The sequence below is a fragment of the Pseudomonas sp. CH235 genome (assembly GCF_004368175.1).
Lineage (GTDB): Bacteria > Pseudomonadota > Gammaproteobacteria > Pseudomonadales > Pseudomonadaceae > Aquipseudomonas > Aquipseudomonas paraglycinae.
Map to the genome: position 1 here is coordinate 236,449 of NZ_RRZJ01000004.1, position 17,993 is coordinate 254,441.

Annotated in this window: 22 protein-coding genes; 17 read left to right on the top strand and 5 right to left on the bottom strand. The window is 60.0% G+C overall.

Features of this window, described 5'->3' with window-relative positions:
• Nucleotides 1–22 precede the first annotated feature (22 nt).
• The 3 genes from EIY71_RS06665 (at nucleotide 23) to EIY71_RS06675 (ending at nucleotide 1,697) form a co-directional block, all read left to right on the top strand.
• Nucleotides 23–511 (top strand): TIGR00645 family protein, encoded by a 489-nt coding sequence (locus EIY71_RS06665; RefSeq protein WP_007950967.1) that lies wholly within the window; start codon nucleotides 23–25, stop codon nucleotides 509–511.
• A gap of 135 nt (nucleotides 512–646) precedes the next feature.
• Entirely contained in the window at nucleotides 647–952 is a 306-nt protein-coding gene (locus tag EIY71_RS06670) for a DUF6482 family protein (RefSeq protein ID WP_074691490.1), read from the top strand.
• A gap of 127 nt (nucleotides 953–1,079) precedes the next feature.
• Entirely contained in the window at nucleotides 1,080–1,697 is a 618-nt protein-coding gene (locus EIY71_RS06675) for an FKBP-type peptidyl-prolyl cis-trans isomerase (protein WP_007950965.1), read from the top strand.
• Nucleotides 1,698–1,746: 49 nt separating this feature from the next.
• Here the strand turns inward: EIY71_RS06675 and EIY71_RS06680 are convergent, their stop codons facing one another.
• From EIY71_RS06680 to EIY71_RS06690, 3 genes are all read right to left on the bottom strand, one after another.
• Nucleotides 1,747–2,004, bottom strand: coding sequence for a hypothetical protein (locus EIY71_RS06680; protein WP_007950964.1), 258 nt, complete (start codon nucleotides 2,002–2,004; stop codon nucleotides 1,747–1,749).
• Between the two features lie 207 nt (nucleotides 2,005–2,211).
• On the bottom strand, nucleotides 2,212–2,553 hold the full coding sequence (locus EIY71_RS06685) for a zinc ribbon domain-containing protein YjdM (RefSeq protein ID WP_007950963.1): 342 nt from the start codon (nucleotides 2,551–2,553) through the stop codon (nucleotides 2,212–2,214).
• 124 nt (nucleotides 2,554–2,677) lie between these two features.
• The gene (locus EIY71_RS06690) at nucleotides 2,678–3,646 is read right to left on the bottom strand and encodes a polyprenyl synthetase family protein (RefSeq protein ID WP_007950962.1); all 969 of its coding nucleotides are present in this window, start codon (nucleotides 3,644–3,646) and stop codon (nucleotides 2,678–2,680) included.
• A 241-nt stretch (nucleotides 3,647–3,887) separates the two neighbouring features.
• Between EIY71_RS06690 and rplU the strand changes: the two genes are divergently transcribed.
• From rplU to EIY71_RS06715, 5 genes are all read left to right on the top strand, one after another.
• A complete protein-coding gene (gene rplU, locus EIY71_RS06695) occupies nucleotides 3,888–4,199 on the top strand; it encodes a 50S ribosomal protein L21 (RefSeq protein WP_003228361.1) in 312 nt (103 codons plus the stop codon).
• A gap of 35 nt (nucleotides 4,200–4,234) precedes the next feature.
• Nucleotides 4,235–4,492: a 50S ribosomal protein L27 gene (rpmA, locus tag EIY71_RS06700; RefSeq protein ID WP_003228360.1), complete on the top strand. Its 258-nt coding sequence runs from the start codon at nucleotides 4,235–4,237 to the stop codon at nucleotides 4,490–4,492.
• A gap of 193 nt (nucleotides 4,493–4,685) precedes the next feature.
• Nucleotides 4,686–5,909: an Obg family GTPase CgtA gene (cgtA, locus tag EIY71_RS06705; RefSeq protein WP_134021048.1), complete on the top strand. Its 1,224-nt coding sequence runs from the start codon at nucleotides 4,686–4,688 to the stop codon at nucleotides 5,907–5,909.
• Nucleotides 5,910–6,043: 134 nt separating this feature from the next.
• A complete protein-coding gene (gene proB / locus EIY71_RS06710) occupies nucleotides 6,044–7,162 on the top strand; it encodes a glutamate 5-kinase (RefSeq protein ID WP_045121906.1) in 1,119 nt (372 codons plus the stop codon).
• A 10-nt stretch (nucleotides 7,163–7,172) separates the two neighbouring features.
• The gene (locus EIY71_RS06715) at nucleotides 7,173–7,637 is read left to right on the top strand and encodes a CreA family protein (protein WP_134021051.1); all 465 of its coding nucleotides are present in this window, start codon (nucleotides 7,173–7,175) and stop codon (nucleotides 7,635–7,637) included.
• Between the two features lie 122 nt (nucleotides 7,638–7,759).
• On the opposite strand, the gene rpsT is transcribed toward EIY71_RS06715, so the two are convergent.
• Nucleotides 7,760–8,032 carry a 30S ribosomal protein S20 gene (rpsT, locus tag EIY71_RS06720; RefSeq protein WP_003228351.1) on the bottom strand — a complete coding sequence of 91 codons (273 nt, stop codon included), beginning with the start codon at nucleotides 8,030–8,032 and terminating at the stop codon, nucleotides 7,760–7,762.
• Between the two features lie 252 nt (nucleotides 8,033–8,284).
• Between rpsT and murJ the strand changes: the two genes are divergently transcribed.
• From murJ to ispH, 6 genes are all read left to right on the top strand, one after another.
• Nucleotides 8,285–9,823, top strand: a complete 1,539-nt coding sequence (murJ, locus tag EIY71_RS06730; RefSeq protein WP_102686319.1) for a murein biosynthesis integral membrane protein MurJ — start codon at nucleotides 8,285–8,287, stop codon at nucleotides 9,821–9,823.
• A gap of 129 nt (nucleotides 9,824–9,952) precedes the next feature.
• On the top strand, nucleotides 9,953–10,891 hold the full coding sequence (gene ribF / locus EIY71_RS06735) for a bifunctional riboflavin kinase/FAD synthetase (RefSeq protein WP_085747713.1): 939 nt from the start codon (nucleotides 9,953–9,955) through the stop codon (nucleotides 10,889–10,891).
• Nucleotides 10,892–10,904: 13 nt separating this feature from the next.
• Nucleotides 10,905–13,736 (top strand): isoleucine--tRNA ligase, encoded by a 2,832-nt coding sequence (gene ileS / locus EIY71_RS06740; protein ID WP_134021054.1) that lies wholly within the window; start codon nucleotides 10,905–10,907, stop codon nucleotides 13,734–13,736.
• Nucleotides 13,729–14,241: a signal peptidase II gene (lspA, locus tag EIY71_RS06745; RefSeq protein WP_074691487.1), complete on the top strand. Its 513-nt coding sequence runs from the start codon at nucleotides 13,729–13,731 to the stop codon at nucleotides 14,239–14,241. Before ileS ends, lspA begins: the two co-directional genes overlap by 8 nt.
• A gap of 7 nt (nucleotides 14,242–14,248) precedes the next feature.
• On the top strand, nucleotides 14,249–14,686 hold the full coding sequence (gene fkpB / locus EIY71_RS06750) for an FKBP-type peptidyl-prolyl cis-trans isomerase (protein ID WP_173892710.1): 438 nt from the start codon (nucleotides 14,249–14,251) through the stop codon (nucleotides 14,684–14,686).
• Nucleotides 14,687–14,761: 75 nt separating this feature from the next.
• Nucleotides 14,762–15,706, top strand: coding sequence for a 4-hydroxy-3-methylbut-2-enyl diphosphate reductase (gene ispH / locus EIY71_RS06755; protein ID WP_038361699.1), 945 nt, complete (start codon nucleotides 14,762–14,764; stop codon nucleotides 15,704–15,706).
• On the opposite strand, the gene EIY71_RS06760 is transcribed toward ispH, so the two are convergent.
• Nucleotides 15,678–16,232, bottom strand: coding sequence for a GspH/FimT family pseudopilin (locus EIY71_RS06760; protein WP_085747716.1), 555 nt, complete (start codon nucleotides 16,230–16,232; stop codon nucleotides 15,678–15,680). The genes ispH and EIY71_RS06760 overlap by 29 nt on opposite strands.
• Before the next feature lie 127 nt (nucleotides 16,233–16,359).
• Here EIY71_RS06760 and EIY71_RS06765 point away from each other — a divergent pair, with 127 nt between their 5' ends.
• Genes EIY71_RS06765 through EIY71_RS06775 form a run of 3 tightly spaced genes read left to right on the top strand, consistent with a single transcriptional unit; the run spans nucleotide 16,360 to nucleotide 17,986 of the window.
• Nucleotides 16,360–16,833 carry a GspH/FimT family pseudopilin gene (locus tag EIY71_RS06765; protein WP_085747717.1) on the top strand — a complete coding sequence of 158 codons (474 nt, stop codon included), beginning with the start codon at nucleotides 16,360–16,362 and terminating at the stop codon, nucleotides 16,831–16,833.
• Nucleotides 16,830–17,279: a type IV pilus modification protein PilV gene (pilV, locus tag EIY71_RS06770; RefSeq protein WP_085747718.1), complete on the top strand. Its 450-nt coding sequence runs from the start codon at nucleotides 16,830–16,832 to the stop codon at nucleotides 17,277–17,279. Before EIY71_RS06765 ends, pilV begins: the two co-directional genes overlap by 4 nt.
• Nucleotides 17,276–17,986, top strand: coding sequence for a PilW family protein (locus tag EIY71_RS06775; protein ID WP_134021057.1), 711 nt, complete (start codon nucleotides 17,276–17,278; stop codon nucleotides 17,984–17,986). The genes pilV and EIY71_RS06775 overlap by 4 nt, the downstream gene beginning before the upstream one ends.
• Nucleotides 17,987–17,993 lie beyond the last annotated feature (7 nt).

Here is a 17,993-nt window from a genome sequence, read left to right on the forward strand (position 1 = left end):
AACCCTTCTTGTGTGAGAGTCAATGGAACGCTTTATCGAAAATGCAATGTACGCCACGCGCTGGCTGCTGGCGCCGATCTACATCGGGCTGTCCCTCGGGCTGCTGGCGCTGGCATTGAAATTCTTCCAGGAAGTGTTTCATGTCATTCCCAACGTCTTCTCCATGGCCGAGTCCGAGCTGATTCTGGTGTTGCTGTCGCTGATCGACATGGCGCTGGTTGGCGGCTTGCTGGTGATGGTGATGATTTCCGGCTACGAAAACTTCGTGTCCGAGCTGAACATCGATGAAGGCAAAGAGAAGCTCAGCTGGCTGGGCACCATGGACTCCTCGTCGCTGAAGATGAAAGTGGCGGCGTCGATCGTGGCGATCTCCTCGATCCACCTGCTGCGGATCTTCATGGATGCCAAGAACGTCGATCCCGAGCACCTGATGTGGTACGTGATCATCCACATGACCTTCGTGATCTCGGCGTTTGCCATGGGTTATCTGGACAAGCTCACCAAGCACTGATGAGCTGACGATTGCTGTAACAAAACCGCCCGTCTGTTGCGAAACAGACGGGCGGTGTCGTTTGTGGCTTGTGCTTTGATCGGCCAAGGCCTATCCCTGTAGGTCTCAAGGCTCGCCACCGCGTGAGGTGCGTTTATGAACCTGCAAGAGTTGAATGCGTTTGCCGTCGCCAGAAAGGTCGACGAACTGAACCTGATCTCCATGGAAGGCGGGATCTATCTGCTGGAGGCCCGGATGCATGGTGCGGCGTATCCGCTGAGCGATCCGCAGGGGAAAATGCTGACGCTGCGTTCGGTTGAACATGCCCGGGATGTGCTGCATAACTTGCCGGTACTGCCGTTCAACCTGGTGCACACCTCGGTGCACGATGAAATGTGCGGTCTTGGTGCCAGTGGCGAAGAAAGCCTGAAGGTGCCGCTGGCCTGGCGATCCGCGCTGTAGGCCCCCGGGGCCTGATCAATGCCGGAACATCTGTGCTAGTCTGCTCGCCCTTTTGGTTCCGGGCGCGCCGGGACGCGCTGTGTACGCACGGCATGTCCTGAGGCCGTCCGCACAGCGGAGCAGTGTCATGTCCGAAGTAAATCTGTCCACCGACGAAACCCGCGTCAGCTACGGCATCGGCCGTCAGCTGGGTGACCAGCTGCGCGACAACCCGCCACCGGGTGTCAGCCTGGACGCCATCCTGGCCGGCCTGACCGACGCCTTCGCCGGTAAGGAAAGCCGTGTAAGCCAGGAAGCCATGTCCGCCAGCTTCAAGGTGATCCGCGAGATCATGCAAGCCGAAGCCGCTGCCAAGGCTGAAGCGGCCGCTGGCGAAGGCTTGGCATTCCTGGCTGAAAACGCCAAGAAAGAAGGCATCACCACGCTGGCTTCCGGCCTGCAGTTCGAAGTGCTGACTCAAGGTGAAGGCGCCAAGCCATCCCGTGAAGACACCGTGCGTACTCACTACCACGGCACGCTGATCGACGGCACTGTGTTCGACAGCTCCTACGAGCGTGGCCAGCCGGCTGAATTCCCGGTGGGCGGCGTTATCGCTGGCTGGACCGAAGCCCTGCAACTGATGAATGCCGGCAGCAAATGGCGTCTGTACGTGCCGAGCGAACTGGCTTACGGCGCTCAAGGCGTTGGCAGCATCCCGCCGCACAGCGTTCTGGTGTTCGACGTCGAGCTGCTCGACGTTCTGTAATCCCGTTACCCTGCACAAGCGTGGCTTGTGCAGGGTTTCTCCGCCGATCTCATACTTCGATCTTGTTGTGCAGTTCACTGGTCGGGCGCAAGGCCCGGGCATAGCAGAACAGGAACAGATTGCGCACCAGCTCCTTGAGCACCAAGGGCTCGCTGGAACTCAGGCCGCTGACGTCCAGATCCCCTTGATCCTGCAACTCGTGCAGGGCTTCTTCTTCCAGTACGGCGCAGACTTCACCGGTTTCCCGATGCAGGATCCTGAGGTACGGGTGCGGGCGATCCAGCCAGGCGTCGATCAAATAAGTCATGGGTCTCATCTCCATTGAAAGGGTTTCAATGAGAATAATTCTTATTCGTCAAATAGCAAGCGCCTATTGGCGGTTTGTGATTTTTTGCGGGTAAAGATTGCGTAAGGTCAAAACGGCTGGCGTTTGGCTATCGCGAGGATTTGATGGGGATTGCGGGGGAGGGCGAAGCTCCATCCCACGGCGGGCGCGGGATGGAAGACAGCAGAATCAGACTTTTCTGACGAATTCGGATTTGAGTTTCATCGGGCCGATGCCGTCGATCTTGCAGTCGATGTCGTGGTCGCCATCGCACAGGCGGATGTTCTTGACCTTGGTGCCGACCTTGACCACCAGCGAGGTGCCCTTGACCTTCAGGTCCTTGATCACGGTGATGGTGTCGCCGTCCTGCAGGACGTTACCGACCGAATCTTTTTTCACGGCATCGTCGGATGCCACTTCGGCTTCACCGCCGGCAGACCACTCGTGGGCGCACTCCGGGCACACCAGTTGGGTGCCGTCTTCATAGGTGTATTCGGAATTGCATTTCGGGCAGGGTGGCAACGTGCTCACTAAGGCTCCTTGGAGAGGGGATCGCTAAAAGTCGCACATTGTATAGGGTTTTAGCCGCTGATGGCAGGCAACAAAAAACCGCAGGCTCCAACGGAGGCTGCGGTTTTTTATGATGCGGCGTTGATCAGTGCGTGCGGGCGACCGCGAATTCGCTCAGCTCAACCAGTGCATCGCGGTATTCGCTGGCTGGCAGTGCGTCGAGGCATTTGATCGCACGGGCCACGTAGTCACGGGCCAGTTGCGCGGTGTATTCCAGCGAACCGGACGCTTCCACGGCAATGCGGATGCTTTCCAGGTCTTCGATCCCGCCTTTCTGGATCGCCTGGCGTACCAGTGCGGCTTGTTCTGGCGTGCCTTCGCGCATGGTATAGATCAGCGGCAGGGTCGGCTTGCCTTCGGCCAGATCGTCACCGACGTTCTTGCCCAGGGTTTCGGCGTCGCCTTTGTAGTCGAGCAGGTCGTCGACCAGTTGGAACGCCACGCCCAGGTGGTCACCGAAGGTGCGCAGGGCTTCGCTCTGCTCGGCGGTGGCACCGGCCAGCGCAGCGGCGCTGTGGGTCGAAGCCTCGAACAGCATCGCGGTCTTGCCGCGGATCACTTCCATGTAGGTTTCTTCGGTGGTGCTGGCGTCGCGAACCTTGGACAGCTGCAGCACTTCGCCTTCGGCGATGATGCGCGTGGCCTGGGACAGGATCTTCATCACCGGCATCGAGCCCAGTTCGACCATCATCTCGAACGAGCGCGAGTACAGAAAGTCGCCCACCAGTACGCTCGGGGCGTTGCCCCACATGGCGTTGGCGGTGGAACGGCCACGGCGCATGCCGGACATGTCGACCACGTCGTCATGCAGCAGGGTGGCGGTGTGCAGGAATTCGATGGTGGCGGCCAGCAGGCGCATGTCGTCGCCTTCGCGACCCAGGGCCTTGCCACACAGCAGCACCAGTAAAGGACGCAGGCGTTTGCCGCCGGCCGACGTGATGTAATCGCCGATTTTCGATACCAGCGGCACTCGGGAAGTCAGCTGCTTCTTGATGATGCCGTCGACGGCGCTAAAATCGTCCGCCACCGCGCGGTAGAAAGCTTGGGGTTGCATCAGCGACAGGTGCTCCAGAAGGGTTGCGCGGCATGCTAGGACCCACGTCCGGGCCTGTCAAGGCGCGATGGACGGCCCCTTGCATGACTTCGAAGGCTTGCGTACAATCGCGCACCCTGAACTTCCTGGGCAGCACCTGCCTTACGCAATTGCACTTGGGCCGTTCCAGCCCCATGCAGCCATGCCAGCCAATACCTCTTCTTATAAAGAGCTGGGTGAGCAGGATTATCGGAGAAATACCATGTACGCAGTAATCGTTACCGGCGGTAAGCAATACAAGGTCGCTGAAGGTGAATACCTGAAGATCGAAAAACTGGAAGTCGCCACTGGCGAATCCGTGACTTTTGACCGCGTTCTGTTGGTCGCCAACGGCGACGACGTGAACATCGGCGCACCTGTTGTTGCTGGCGCAACCGTCAAGGCTGAAGTGATCTCCCAAGGTCGTCACGATAAAGTCCGCATCATCAAGTTCCGTCGCCGTAAGCACCACATGAAGCGTATGGGCCACCGCCAGTGGTTCACCGAGATCAAAATCACCGGTATTCAGGCTTAATTACAGCCTAATTCCTCACTAGGAGAATTGAACTCATGGCACACAAAAAAGCTGGTGGTAGTACCCGTAACGGTCGCGACTCAGAAGCCAAACGCCTTGGCGTGAAGATGTATGGCGGCCAGGTCATCAAGGCCGGCAACATCATCGTGCGTCAGCGCGGCACCCAATTCCACGCTGGCTACGGCGTTGGCATGGGTAAGGATCACACCCTCTTCGCGAAAATCGAAGGCGTGATCAAGTTTGAAGTAAAAGGCGCCTTCGGTCGTCGTTACGTGAGCGTTGTCGCAGCCTAACTGCGAGAGTGCTGGAGAAGCCCTGTCTTGCGACGGGGCTTTTTCGTTTGTGGGGTGAGTCTCTTGCAAAGCTGTTTGTATGGGCTGCCGGCGTGCGATGCAGGTCGTGGATTGGGGTCGCTGCGCTCATTTTTGCAAGAGTCTTATGTCTTGATTGTTTTTCGGCTCGTCCGTACGGCGAGAGGCGTTGGTTATGAAGTTTGTTGATGAAGTATCGATCCGCGTAAAGGCTGGCGACGGCGGCAATGGCTGCATGAGTTTCCGTCGGGAAAAATTCATTGAAAACGGCGGTCCGAACGGTGGTGATGGCGGTGACGGCGGTTCCATCTACATGATGGCCGACGAAAACCTCAACACCCTGGTGGACTACCGTTACACCCGGCACTTCGATGCCGAGCGTGGCTCCAACGGCGGCAGCACCGACTGCACCGGCAAGAAGGGTGAAGACCTGATCCTGCGCGTGCCGGTCGGCACCACCGTGATCGACTCCGCCACCCAGGAAGTCATCGGCGACCTGACCAAGGCCGGTCAGAAACTGATGGTGGTGCAGGGCGGCTGGCACGGTCTGGGCAACACCCGTTTCAAATCCAGTACCAACCGTGCGCCGCGCCAGACCACGCCGGGCAAGCCGGGCGAGCAGCGCGACCTGAAACTGGAAATGAAGGTTCTGGCCGACGTTGGCCTGCTGGGCCTGCCGAACGCCGGTAAAAGTACCTTTATCCGTTCGGTATCGGCTGCCAAGCCGAAAGTCGCCGATTACCCGTTCACCACGCTGGTGCCGAACCTGGGTGTGGTCAGCGTCGACCGCTGGAAAAGCTTCGTCATTGCTGACATTCCGGGTCTGATCGAAGGCGCTTCCGACGGTGCCGGCCTGGGCATTCGTTTCCTCAAGCACCTGGCGCGTACCCGTCTGTTGCTGCACCTCGTGGACATGGCGCCGCTGGACGACGGCAGTGCGCCGGACGCCGCTGAAGTGATCGTCAACGAGCTGATCAAGTTCAGCCCGTCGCTGGCCGAGCGTGATCGCTGGCTGGTGCTGAACAAGTGCGACCAGATCCTCGAAGAAGAGCACGAGGAGCGGGTCAAGGAAGTGGTCGAGCGTCTGCAGTGGGAAGGTCCGGTCTATGTGATCTCGGCCATCGCCAAAGAAGGTACCGAGCGCCTGACGCGCGACATCATGCGCTACCTGGAGGATCGTGCCGATCGCCTGGCCAATGACCCGGCCTACAAGGAAGAACTGGCCGATCTCGATCAGCGCATCGAAGACGAAGCCCGTGCTCAGTTGCAAGCGCTGGACGACAAGCGTGCCCTGCGTCGCAGCGGCGTGAAGTCGGTCCACGACATCGGCGACGATGACTGGGACGAAGAAGATGTGGATGACGAAGACGGTCCGGAAATCATTTACGTGCGTGACTGATTCGTTGCAGTAAACTTAAGCGCCGCTCAATCGAGCGGCGTTTTAGTATCTGGAAATCGGTTGGTCACGAATAACCACGAATAACGTCACGGGCAGCGCTGGGTCGCGTTGCCCTCAAGCTAAGGTTGAAGATGATGCGGAGCAAGGTGACAGGTGCGCAGCGTTGGGTCGTGAAGATCGGCAGCGCTTTGCTGACGGCGGATGGCAAAGGGCTGGATCGCGCGGCAATGGGTGTCTGGGTCGAGCAGATGGTGGCTTTGCACGAGGCCGGCGTCGAGCTGGTGCTGGTGTCCTCCGGGGCAGTGGCGGCGGGCATGAGTCGCTTGGGCTGGACCGCTCGACCCAGCGCGATGCACGAGCTCCAGGCCGCTGCCGCAATCGGCCAGATGGGCTTGGTGCAGGCCTGGGAATCGAGCTTTGCCGAGCACGGTCGGCACACTGCGCAGATTCTGCTGACCCATGACGACCTGTCCGACCGCAAGCGCTACCTGAATGCCCGCAGCACCTTGCGCGCGCTGGTCGAGCTGAAAGTCATCCCGGTGATCAATGAAAATGACACCGTGGTCACCGACGAAATCCGTTTCGGCGACAACGATACGCTCGCGGCGCTGGTGGCCAACCTGGTCGAGGCCGATCTGCTGGTGATCCTGACGGATCGCGACGGCATGTTCGACGCCGATCCGCGCAATAACCCTGACGCCCAACTGATTTACGAAGCGCGCGCCGATGATCCGACGCTGGATGCGGTGGCGGGCGGTACTGGTGGTGCATTGGGTCGTGGCGGCATGCAGACCAAGCTGCGCGCGGCGCGGCTGGCGGCACGTTCCGGGGCGCATACCATCATTGTTGGTGGGCGTCTGGAGCGCGTGCTTGATCGTCTGAAGGCGGGTGAGCGCATTGGTACGTTACTGTCGCCTGAGCGCGGCATGCTCGCGGCGCGCAAGCAGTGGCTGGCCGGACATCTGCAAACCCGTGGCACGCTGGTGTTGGATGATGGTGCGGTTTCCGCGTTGTCCCAGGGTAACAAAAGCTTGCTGCCGGTTGGTGTCAAACTGGTTCAGGGCAGTTTTCGTCGCGGCGAAATGGTGGTTTGCGTGGCACCGGACGGTCGTGAGATCGCCCGTGGCCTGGCCAACTACAGCGCGCTGGAAGCGCAAAAAATCATCGGTCAGTCGTCTGATGCGATTGTCGGTTTACTGGGTTACATGGCTGAGCCGGAACTGGTTCACCGTGACAACCTGATTCTGGTGTAAGGAAAACGCGATGCGCATGGCAAAAGGATTGTTGGGCTTGTTGGTGGCGCTGCCATTGCTGGCCTCGGCCGAGGAAATCGGTCAGGTGTCGACGGTGTTCAAATTTGTCGGGCCCAACGACCGGATCGTGGTCGAGGCATTCGATGATCCGAAGGTTGAAGGTGTGACTTGCTACCTGTCGCGCGCCAAGACGGGTGGTGTGAAGGGTGGGTTGGGTCTGGCAGAGGATCGTGCCGAGGCGTCCATTGCTTGTCGTCAGGTCGGGCCGATCAACTTCAAGGGTGAGTTGAAGGATGGCGAAGAGGTGTTCAAGGAGCGCACTTCGCTGGTGTTCAAGACCATGCAAGTGGTGCGATTCCTCGACAAGAAGCGCAATACGCTGGTGTATCTGGTCTACAGCGATCGTCTGATCGAGGGTAGCCCGCAGAATGCGGTGACGGCGATCCCGATTTTGCCGTGGGCGTCGACTCATTAATCGCACGTAAAAAAAAGGAGCCGGTTGGCTCCTCTTTTTTTGCCTGTGATTTGCTGAAATCAGAGCAAATCGCAGGCAATAAAAAACCGACCCTGAGGTCGGTTTTTTAATGACTACGTCGATTAGGCAGCTTCTTTCAGTGCCTTGACGTGGCCATTCAGGCGGCTCTTATGACGAGCAGCCTTGTTCTTGTGGATGATGCCTTTATCGGCCATGCGGTCGATAACTGGCACAGCCAGAACGTATGCAGCTTGAGCTTTTTCAGCGTCTTTTGCGTCGATGGCTTTAACTACATTCTTGATGTAGGTACGAACCATGGAACGCAGGCTGGCGTTGTGGCTGCGACGCTTCTCAGCCTGTTTTGCACGTTTTTTGGCGGAAGGTGAGTTGGCCACCGTCGAGCTCCTCGAAAGACTTTTTAGGAAATAGCAAACAAAATAGGCCGCGAATCATGCCGATGAAGAGATGTCTTGTCAAGGGCGCTTGAGACGTTCCGCTAAGTGGTAGGTATAAAGAGGCGGGATATTTATTTCCGGCGCTTGACCTGTAAACTCGCGAGCTTTGGCTCTGTGCTGTTGCGGCGCGGAGTATCGCACAAGTGGGCGCGTTATTCGCCTGCTGTTTATCGACAGGCACACATTCCTTCAATGAATCTGCTCAAATCGTTGGCCGCCGTCAGCTCTATCACGATGCTTTCCCGGATTCTCGGGTTTGTTCGCGACACGCTCATCGCCCGTACCTTCGGCGCCGGAATGGCGACCGACGCCTTCTTCATCGCCTTCAAACTGCCCAATCTGCTGCGCAGGATTTTTGCCGAGGGGGCGTTTTCCCAGGCTTTTGTGCCGATCCTGGCCGAATATAAAAACCAGAAGGGCGAAGAGGCAACTCGCACCTTTATTGCTTACGTTTCCGGCCTGCTGACGCTAGTGCTGGCGCTGGTCACCGCGCTCGGCATGATCGCCGCGCCCTGGGTGATCTGGGCCACGGCGCCGGGTTTCACCGATACGCCGGAAAAATTCCAGCTGACCTCCGACCTGCTGCGAGTGACCTTCCCCTATATATTGCTGATCTCCCTGTCTTCACTGGCGGGTGCGATCCTCAATACCTGGAACCGTTTCTCGGTGCCGGCATTCGTGCCGACCCTGCTCAACGTCAGCATGATCGTGTTTTCGCTGTTCCTGACGCCGTACTTCGATCCACCGGTCATGGCCCTCGGCTGGGCAGTGCTGGTTGGTGGTCTGGCGCAGTTGCTCTATCAACTGCCGCACCTGAAAAAGATCGGCATGCTGGTGCTGCCGCGCCTGAATCTGCGTGATACCGGCGTCTGGCGGGTGATGAAACAGATGCTGCCGGCGATCATCGGCGTCTCGGTCAGCCAGATTTCCCTGATCATCAACACCATTTTCGCCTCGTTCCTGGTGGCGGGTTCGGTGTCGTGGATGTATTACGCCGACCGTTTGATGGAACTGCCGTCCGGTGTGCTGGGTGTGGCGTTGGGCACGATTCTGCTGCCGACCTTGGCCAAGACCTACGCCAGCAAGGATCGCCACGAATATTCGCGGATTCTCGACTGGGGCCTGCGCCTGTGCTTCGTGCTGGTGCTGCCGTGTGCGCTGGCGCTGGGGATTCTGGCCGAGCCGTTGACGGTTTCGCTGTTCCAGTACGGCCAGTTCAGCGGTTTTGACGCGGAAATGACGCAGCGGGCGCTGATTGCCTATTCTGTCGGTCTGCTCGGGATTATCGTGATCAAAGTGCTGGCGCCGGGCTTTTATGCGCAACAAAACATCCGTACGCCGGTAAAAATCGCAATCTTCACCCTGGTGGTTACTCAACTGTTCAACCTGGTGCTGATCGGTCCGCTGGCCCATGCCGGTCTGGCGTTGGCGATCAGCGCCGGTGCCTGCCTGAATGCCGGGCTGCTGTTCTATCAATTGCGCAAACAGCAGATGTATCAACCGCAGCCGGGCTGGTTGAAGTTCGGTTTCAAGCTTGTGGTTGCGGTGGCGGTGATGTCGGCGGTGCTGTTGATCGGCATGCATTTCATGCCCGCTTGGGATCAGGGCCACATGTTGGAGCGCTTCCTGCGCCTGGGCGCGTTGGTGGTTGCCGGCGTGGTCGCTTATTTCGGTATGTTGCTGCTGCTTGGTTTCCGCCTGCGCGACTTCAATCGCAAGGCGTTGAACTGAGGTTTCACCCTTGAAAGACGGGCGCGAGCCGGCAGTTTTGTCGGCTCGATCACTTTGGGTTACGGTGTTGCCTGTCGTCGGCCGTCGGGTGTGGTTATAATCGGCCACTTTATGAGCAAGAAGCGCGTTATGCAGCTGGTTCGAGGCCTCCACAATCTGCGCCCCCAGCATCGGGGCTGCGTCGCCACTATTGGCAACTTTGACGGTGTTCACCGTGGTCACCAGGCTATTCTGGCCCGACTGCGTGAGCGTGCGCTCGAGTTGGGCGTACCCAGCTGCGTGGTGATTTTCGAGCCGCAGCCACGGGAATTCTTTGCCCCGGAGACCGCGCCGGCGCGTCTGGCCCGGTTGCGCGACAAGCTGCAACTGCTGGCCGCCGAAGGCGTCGACCGGGTCTTGTGCCTGGCCTTCAACCAGCGCCTGAGCAAACTCAGCGCCAGCGAGTTCGTCGATACCATCCTGGTCGATGGCCTCGGCGTGCAGCATCTGGAGGTCGGTGACGATTTCCGCTTCGGTTGCGACCGTCTCGGTGATTTTGATTTCCTGTTGCAGGCCGGGCAGGTTCACGGTTTTACCGTGGAAGCCGCGCAAACCGTCGAGCTGGACGGCATTCGTGTCAGCAGCACCCAGGTGCGCAACGCGTTGGCCGCCGCCGATTTCGCGCTCGCCGAACGTTTGCTCGGTCGCCGATACCGGATTGCCGGTCGCGTGCTGCATGGCCAGAAACTGGCCCGTCAACTGGGTACGCCCACGGCGAATATTCAACTGAAACGCCGTCGCGTGCCGTTCACCGGGGTTTACCTGGTCGACGTCGACATCGACGGCAAGACCTGGCCCGGCGTCGCCAATATCGGCGTTCGGCCCACGGTCCAAGGTGATGGCAAGGCCCACCTTGAAGTCCATCTTTTAGATTTTGCCGGCGATCTGTATGACCGGCGTTTGACGGTGGTTTTCCACCAGAAGCTGCGTGAAGAGCAGCGTTTCGCCTCCCTGGAGGCATTGAAAACGGCGATCAGCGCGGATGTCGCCGCCGCCCGTGCACTAGCCGCACCTAGCGCCCATCGCTAATGAAGAGCCTTAAATGACCGACTATAAAGCCACGCTAAACCTTCCGGACACCGCCTTCCCAATGAAGGCCGGCCTGCCACAGCGCGAACCGCAGATCCTGCAGCGCTGGGACAGTATTGGCCTGTACGGAAAGTTGCGCGAGATTGGCAAGGATCGTCCAAAGTTCGTCCTGCACGACGGCCCTCCGTACGCCAACGGTACGATCCACATCGGTCACGCACTGAACAAGATTCTCAAGGACATGATCATCCGCTCGAAGACCCTGTCGGGCTTCGACGCGCCGTATGTCCCGGGCTGGGATTGCCACGGCCTGCCGATCGAGCACAAGGTTGAAGTGACCCACGGCAAGAACCTGGGCGCGGACAAGACCCGCGAACTGTGCCGTGCCTACGCCACCGAGCAGATCGAAGGGCAGAAGTCCGAATTCATCCGTCTCGGCGTGCTGGGCGACTTCGCCAATCCGTACAAGACCATGAACTTCAAGAACGAGGCCGGTGAAATCCGCGCCCTCGCCGAAATTGTCAAGGGCGGTTTCGTGTTCAAGGGCTTGAAACCTGTGAACTGGTGCTTCGATTGCGGTTCGGCCCTGGCCGAAGCGGAAGTCGAGTACGAGAACAAGAAGTCCTCGACCATCGACGTAGCGTTCCCGATCGCTGACGAGGCCAAACTGGCCGCCGCATTCGGTCTGCCGTCCCTGGGCAAACCGGCCTCGATCGTGATCTGGACCACCACCCCGTGGACCATCCCGGCGAACCAGGCGCTCAACGTTCACCCGGAATTCACCTACGCTTTGGTCGACATCGGCGACAAGCTGCTGGTGCTGGCTGAAGAACTGGTCGAATCCTGCCTGACCCGTTACGGCGTCGAAGGCACCGTATTGGCCACCGCACCGGGTTCGGCGCTGGAACTGATCAATTTCCGTCACCCGTTCTATGACCGTCTGTCGCCGGTGTACCTGGCCGACTACGTGGAACTGGGCGCCGGCACCGGCGTGGTTCACTCCGCCCCGGCCTACGGCGTGGACGACTTCGTGACCTGCAAGAAATACGGCATGGTCAACGACGACATCCTCAACCCGGTACAAAGCAACGGCGTTTACGTGCCGTCGCTGGAATTCTTCGGCGGCCAGTTCATCTGGAAAGCCAACCCGGCCATCGTTGAAAAACTCACCGAAGTCGGTGCGCTGCTGCACACCACTGTCATCGAACACAGCTACATGCACTGCTGGCGCCACAAGACCCCGCTGATCTACCGCGCCACCGCGCAGTGGTTCATCGGCATGGACAAGGAGCCGGTATCCGGCGACACCCTGCGCGTGCGCTCGCTCAAAGCCATCGAAGACACCAAGTTCGTCCCGGCCTGGGGCCAGGCGCGCCTGCACTCGATGATCGCCAACCGTCCGGACTGGTGCATCTCCCGTCAGCGCAACTGGGGCGTGCCGATCCCGTTCTTCCTGAACAAGCAAAGCGGCGAGCTGCACCCACGCACCGTCGAGCTGATGGAAGAAGTCGCCAAGCGCGTTGAAGTCGAAGGCATCGAAGCCTGGTTCAAACTCGACGCGGCCGAACTGCTGGGCGATGAAGCGCCGCAGTACGACAAGATCAGCGACACCCTCGACGTCTGGTTCGACTCGGGCACCACGCACTGGCACGTCCTGCGCGGTTCGCACCCGATGGGCCACGAGACCGGCCCGCGTGCCGACCTGTACCTGGAAGGTTCGGACCAGCACCGTGGCTGGTTCCACTCGTCCTTGCTGACCGGTTGCGCCATCGACAACCACGCGCCGTACCGCGAGCTGCTGACCCACGGTTTCACCGTGGACGAGTCCGGCCGCAAGATGTCCAAGTCCCTGGGCAACGTGATCGCGCCGCAGAAAGTCAACGACACCCTGGGCGCCGACATCATGCGTCTGTGGGTCGCGTCGACCGACTACTCGGGCGAGATGGCCGTGTCCGAGCAGATCCTGCAACGCAGTGCGGATGCCTACCGTCGTATCCGTAACACCGCACGCTTCCTGCTTTCCAACCTGACCGGTTTCAACCCGGCCACCGACCTGCTGCCGGCCGAAGACATGCTGGCGCTGGATCGCTGGGCGGTGGATCGCACCCTGCTGCTGCAACGCGAGTTGCAAGAGCACTACGGCGAATACCGTTTCTGGAACGTCTACTCGAAGATCCACAACTTCTGCGTGCAGGAGCTGGGTGGTTTCTACCTGGACATCATCAAGGATCGCCAGTACACCACCGGCGCCGACAGCAAGGCCCGTCGTTCGTGCCAGACCGCGCTGTTCCACATCTCCGAAGCGCTGGTGCGCTGGATCGCGCCGATCCTGGCGTTCACCGCCGACGAGCTGTGGCAATACCTGCCGGGCGAGCGCAACGAATCGGTGATGCTCAACACCTGGTACGAAGGCCTGACCGAGTTGCCGGAAGGCTTCGAGCTGGGTCGCGAGTACTGGGATCGCATCATGGAAGTGAAGGTGGCGGTCAACAAAGAGATGGAAATCCAGCGCGCGGCCAAGGCCGTCGGTGGCAACCTGCAAGCCGAAGTGACGCTGTTCGCCGAAGACGCGCTGACCGCCGACCTGGCCAAGCTGAGCAACGAGCTGCGCTTTGTCCTGATCACTTCGACTGCCACTGTTGCGCCGTTCGTGCAGGCTCCGGCCGACGCCGTGGCCACCGAAGTCAGCGGCCTGAAGCTGAAGATCGTCAAGTCCGCCTTCCCGAAATGCGCCCGTTGCTGGCACTGCCGCGAAGACGTCGGTGTGAACCCGGAGCATCCGGAAATCTGCGGCCGTTGCGTGGACAACATCGATGGCGCCGGCGAGGTTCGTCACTATGCCTAATGCCGTTGGCCGTTTCGGACGGCTGAGCTGGCTCTGGTTGAGCTTGCTGGTTCTGGTCATTGACCAGGCCAGCAAGTTCTACTTCGAAGGCAAGCTCGAGATGTTCCAGCAGATCGTGATCATCCCTGATTATTTCAGCTGGACACTGGCCTACAACACCGGCGCTGCCTTCAGCTTCCTCGCGGACAGTTCTGGCTGGCAGCGCTGGCTGTTCGCCCTGATCGCGATTGCGGTCAGTGCGGTGCTGGTGGTCTGGCTCAAGCGCCTGGGCCGCAACGAAACCTGGCTGGCCATTGCGCTGGCGCTGGTTCTGGGCGGCGCACTGGGCAACCTTTATGACCGCATTGCCCTGGGCCATGTGATCGACTTCATTCTGGTGCACTGGCAGAACCGCTGGTACTTCCCGGCGTTCAACTTCGCCGACAGCGCCATCACCGTTGGCGCGGTGATGCTGGCACTGGACATGTTCAAAACCAAGAAATCCGGAGAAACCGTTCATGACTGAACAGGTATTGGCTGAGCAACGCATCGGCCAGAACACGGAAGTCACCTTGCACTTTGCATTGCGCCTGGAGAACGGCGACACAGTCGACAGCACCTTCGACAAAGCCCCGGCGACCTTCAAGGTCGGCGACGGCAACCTGCTGCCGGGCTTCGAGGCGGCGTTGTTCGGCTTCAAGGCCGGCGACAAGCGTACCCTGACCATTGAACCGGAAAACGCATTCGGCCAGCCAAACCCGCAAAACGTACAGATCATTCCGCGTTCGCAGTTCGCGGACATGGAACTGTCGCCGGGTCTGCTGGTGATCTTCAACGATGCGGCCAATACTGAGCTGCCGGGTGTGGTGAAAGAGTTCGACGACGCGCAAGTGACCGTCGACTTCAACCACCCGCTGGCCGGCAAGACGCTGACCTTTGACGTGGAAATCTTCTCCGTCAAAGCGCTGTAATTGCTGTTCTTCAGGAGCCGGCTGACCGGCTCCTGTAATGATCCAATCTTTCGCGCGCAAGACACGAGGCACCGCATGCAAATCAAACTCGCCAACCCCCGTGGCTTCTGCGCCGGCGTGGACCGGGCGATCGAAATCGTCAACCGCGCCCTGGAGGTTTTCGGGCCGCCGATCTATGTGCGTCATGAAGTGGTGCACAACAAGTTCGTGGTCGAAGACCTGCGCAGTCGTGGCGCGATCTTCGTCGAAGAGCTCGATCAGGTACCGGACGACGTGATCGTGATCTTCAGTGCCCACGGCGTTTCGCAAGCCGTGCGCACCGAAGCCGCCGGCCGTGGCCTGAAAGTGTTCGACGCCACCTGCCCGCTGGTGACCAAGGTGCATATCGAAGTCGCGAAATACAGCCGCGACGGTCGCGAGTGCATCCTGATCGGCCACGCCGGTCACCCGGAAGTCGAAGGCACCATGGGCCAGTACGACGCCAGCAATGGCGGCGCGATCTACCTCGTCGAAGACGAGAAGGATGTCGCCGAGTTGCAGGTGCACAACCCTGAAAAACTCGCCTTCGTCACCCAGACCACGTTGTCCATGGATGACACCAGCCGTGTCATCGATGCGCTGCGTACGCGTTTCCCGGCTATTGGCGGGCCGCGCAAGGACGATATCTGCTACGCCACACAAAACCGTCAGGACGCGGTCAAGCAATTGGCCGACGAATGCGACGTGGTGTTGGTGGTCGGCAGCCCGAACAGCTCCAACTCCAACCGCCTGCGTGAACTGGCCGAGCGCATGGCCACGCCGGCCTACCTGATTGATGGCGCCGAAGACCTGCAAAAAAGCTGGTTCGACGGTGTCGAGCGTATCGGCATCACCGCCGGCGCCTCCGCTCCGGAAGTACTGGTGCGTGGCGTGATTCAGCAGTTGCAGGCCTGGGGCGCCACCGGCGCCGACGAACTGGCCGGGCGTGAGGAGAACATCACGTTCTCGATGCCTAAAGAGCTGCGCGTTCGCTCGATCTGATCGCTTTATCCTTTCGGCATAACGCCTGTTCAGTCTTTTGGCTGGTCAGGCGTACGCGACCGGTTGCTGCCAGCACCACCTGGAGCCGGCTGACCGGCTCGCGAGCCGAGCATAGATGTAACGTCCCCGCCTGAAACTTCCGATCCGGCACCAGTGGCTGGCCCAGGCTGCTGAAGCGTATGTAGCGGCTCACCAGCCAGTTGCCGACAATCGGTATCCGTCCGTCACTCGCCTGCTCGATCAGCAATGGATTACCGGCATCTACCGGACCCTTTCCGCTGATATCCAGAATGATCCGCCAGCCCTGACCCCAATCACCGTTGATGCCATGAATCACCACGCTCTGATTGCGCGTGATGGCCATGGTCCGGGCATTACGAATCCCGTCGAGCAAAGACTGCGCGGCCTGCTGCCGCCGGTTTGATTCGGTGAAGTCCGCCAGCGCCGGACTGACCAGCGACAGAACAATTGCGCCGATCGCCAGTCCCATAAGCAGTTCGACCAGACTGAAACCCTGTTGCGGCATGTGCGCCTCCTCCCTGGATTGTGCACGGCGGCGCAATCCGTGCGCCGCACGCGGTAAATCAACCGGCGCATGCCGGTCGAATGTTCTAGGTTTGTACAGGTATAGCCGACGGCAACGGAGGGCATCGATGGATCATCGTACAAAAGGTTTCACGCTGATCGAGCTGTTGGTGGCGCTCGCGGTGTTTGTGATCCTGATCACGATGGCGGTGCCGGCATTCACCCGTTCGGTGCAGGGCAGCAAGGCCGACACCGAGGTCGGCGACCTGCAACGGGCCCTCAATTACGCAAGGCTCGAGGCGATCAACCGGGGCGTCACCACCCGCTTGCGGCCGAGTGCCGGCGGCACGGTCTGGACCGGTGAACTGTCGGTCTACGACAGTACTGGCACTCCGGCCAATGTATTGCGGGTTGTTCCAGCGATGAGCAGCGGCGCGACTCTGACGCTACCCTCTGGAGTGACCGCGCTGGATTTCAACAACCTGGGCGGGCTGGCGGCACCGTCCACGGCGGTGGCCATCAGTTATGTGCTGGGAACGCAAAGCAGGACGCTGAACGTGTGTCTGAACGGACGAATTCAATTGGGTGGAAATTGCGGATGAGGGCAGGGAGCAAGCACGCACAGGAGGGCATGACGCTGATTGAAGTGCTGGTCGCGTTACTGATTCTGACGGTCGGGTTGCTGGGCGCAGCAGCGGTTCAGCTCAATGCGCTGAAGTACACCGACAGCTCACGGATGACCAGCCAGGCGAGTTTCATCGCCTACGACATGATGGACCGGATCCGTGCCAATTCGGGCGCCGACTACACTGTCACGCCGCCGACTACGGGCAACCTGAGTGTCGCCCGGGATCAGGATCTCTACGACTTCACCACCAACATCGTCAATTTTGGCGGACCGACCGCCACCGGCAGCATCACCCTCAATCAGCGCGTGTACACCATCACCATCACCTGGAGTGACGCGCGTGCTGCCAATACGACCAGTGCAACCCGCAGCTTTGTGCTGACCAGCCGCGCTGCGGTCGATCCGGTGGCCACGCCATGAAGCGCAAAAACCTGGGCTTTGGCCTGATCGAAATGCTGGTTGCTCTGGCGCTGGGGTTGATCGTGGTACTCGGCGTGGTGCAGATTTTCCTGGCGGCGAAGAATACTTACGTCAGCCAGAACAGTGCGGCCGCCATGCAGGAAGACGCGCGGTTCGTGTTGAGCAAGATGATTCAGGAACTGCGCATGGTGGGTATGTTCGGCTGCCTGGGCACGATTACCGATTCCAGCTCGGCGGGGGATTTCAATACGGCGCAGATCACGCCGATCAGCTGGGACAACGCCAACCTCAAGCTGACCCTGGTTACCGCCGATGTCGGCAGTGCGGGCGGGACACCGACCTGGACCGTGGTCTCCGATTGCCGCAACAGCGCCACCGCTTATACCGGCGCGCGGGCGGCGACGGGCCAGATCGCATTTCCGATCCGTCGGCTGGTCTACAGCTTCAGCAACAACCAGATTCTGATGGGCACCGGCAGCGGTAACCCGGCCCAGCAGGTGCTGGTGAACAACGTCAGCGCGTTCACGGTGATGTTTGGTCTTGCGAGTTCCGCGACCGACGTGGCGGCGTCCACCTACAGCGCCAACCCGGGTGATCCGGCGCGGATCCGCAGCGTGCGCCTGAGCCTGACCCTCACTGACCCGAATAACCGGGTCCGCAATCAAACCTTCAACGTGGTTGCCGCCTTGCGCAACCGCTTGCAGTGAGGGGCGA

Coding starts and splice junctions, on each gene's coding strand:
- proB (WP_045121906.1), top strand. CDS start 6,044: ATGCGGAGCAAGGTGACAGGTGCGCAGCGTTGGGTCGTGAAGATCGGC.
- EIY71_RS06775 (WP_134021057.1), top strand. CDS start 17,276: ATGAAGCGCAAAAACCTGGGCTTTGGCCTGATCGAAATGCTGGTTGCT.
- ispH (WP_038361699.1), top strand. CDS start 14,762: ATGCAAATCAAACTCGCCAACCCCCGTGGCTTCTGCGCCGGCGTGGAC.
- EIY71_RS06680 (WP_007950964.1), bottom strand. CDS start 2,004: ATGACTTATTTGATCGACGCCTGGCTGGATCGCCCGCACCCGTACCTC.
- EIY71_RS06690 (WP_007950962.1), bottom strand. CDS start 3,646: ATGCAACCCCAAGCTTTCTACCGCGCGGTGGCGGACGATTTTAGCGCC.
- lspA (WP_074691487.1), top strand. CDS start 13,729: ATGCCTAATGCCGTTGGCCGTTTCGGACGGCTGAGCTGGCTCTGGTTG.
- ribF (WP_085747713.1), top strand. CDS start 9,953: ATGCAGCTGGTTCGAGGCCTCCACAATCTGCGCCCCCAGCATCGGGGC.
- rpmA (WP_003228360.1), top strand. CDS start 4,235: ATGGCACACAAAAAAGCTGGTGGTAGTACCCGTAACGGTCGCGACTCA.
- EIY71_RS06665 (WP_007950967.1), top strand. CDS start 23: ATGGAACGCTTTATCGAAAATGCAATGTACGCCACGCGCTGGCTGCTG.
- EIY71_RS06670 (WP_074691490.1), top strand. CDS start 647: ATGAACCTGCAAGAGTTGAATGCGTTTGCCGTCGCCAGAAAGGTCGAC.
- murJ (WP_102686319.1), top strand. CDS start 8,285: ATGAATCTGCTCAAATCGTTGGCCGCCGTCAGCTCTATCACGATGCTT.
- rplU (WP_003228361.1), top strand. CDS start 3,888: ATGTACGCAGTAATCGTTACCGGCGGTAAGCAATACAAGGTCGCTGAA.
- cgtA (WP_134021048.1), top strand. CDS start 4,686: ATGAAGTTTGTTGATGAAGTATCGATCCGCGTAAAGGCTGGCGACGGC.
- EIY71_RS06675 (WP_007950965.1), top strand. CDS start 1,080: ATGTCCGAAGTAAATCTGTCCACCGACGAAACCCGCGTCAGCTACGGC.
- EIY71_RS06765 (WP_085747717.1), top strand. CDS start 16,360: ATGGATCATCGTACAAAAGGTTTCACGCTGATCGAGCTGTTGGTGGCG.
- EIY71_RS06760 (WP_085747716.1), bottom strand. CDS start 16,232: ATGCCGCAACAGGGTTTCAGTCTGGTCGAACTGCTTATGGGACTGGCG.
- EIY71_RS06715 (WP_134021051.1), top strand. CDS start 7,173: ATGCGCATGGCAAAAGGATTGTTGGGCTTGTTGGTGGCGCTGCCATTG.
- pilV (WP_085747718.1), top strand. CDS start 16,830: ATGAGGGCAGGGAGCAAGCACGCACAGGAGGGCATGACGCTGATTGAA.
- ileS (WP_134021054.1), top strand. CDS start 10,905: ATGACCGACTATAAAGCCACGCTAAACCTTCCGGACACCGCCTTCCCA.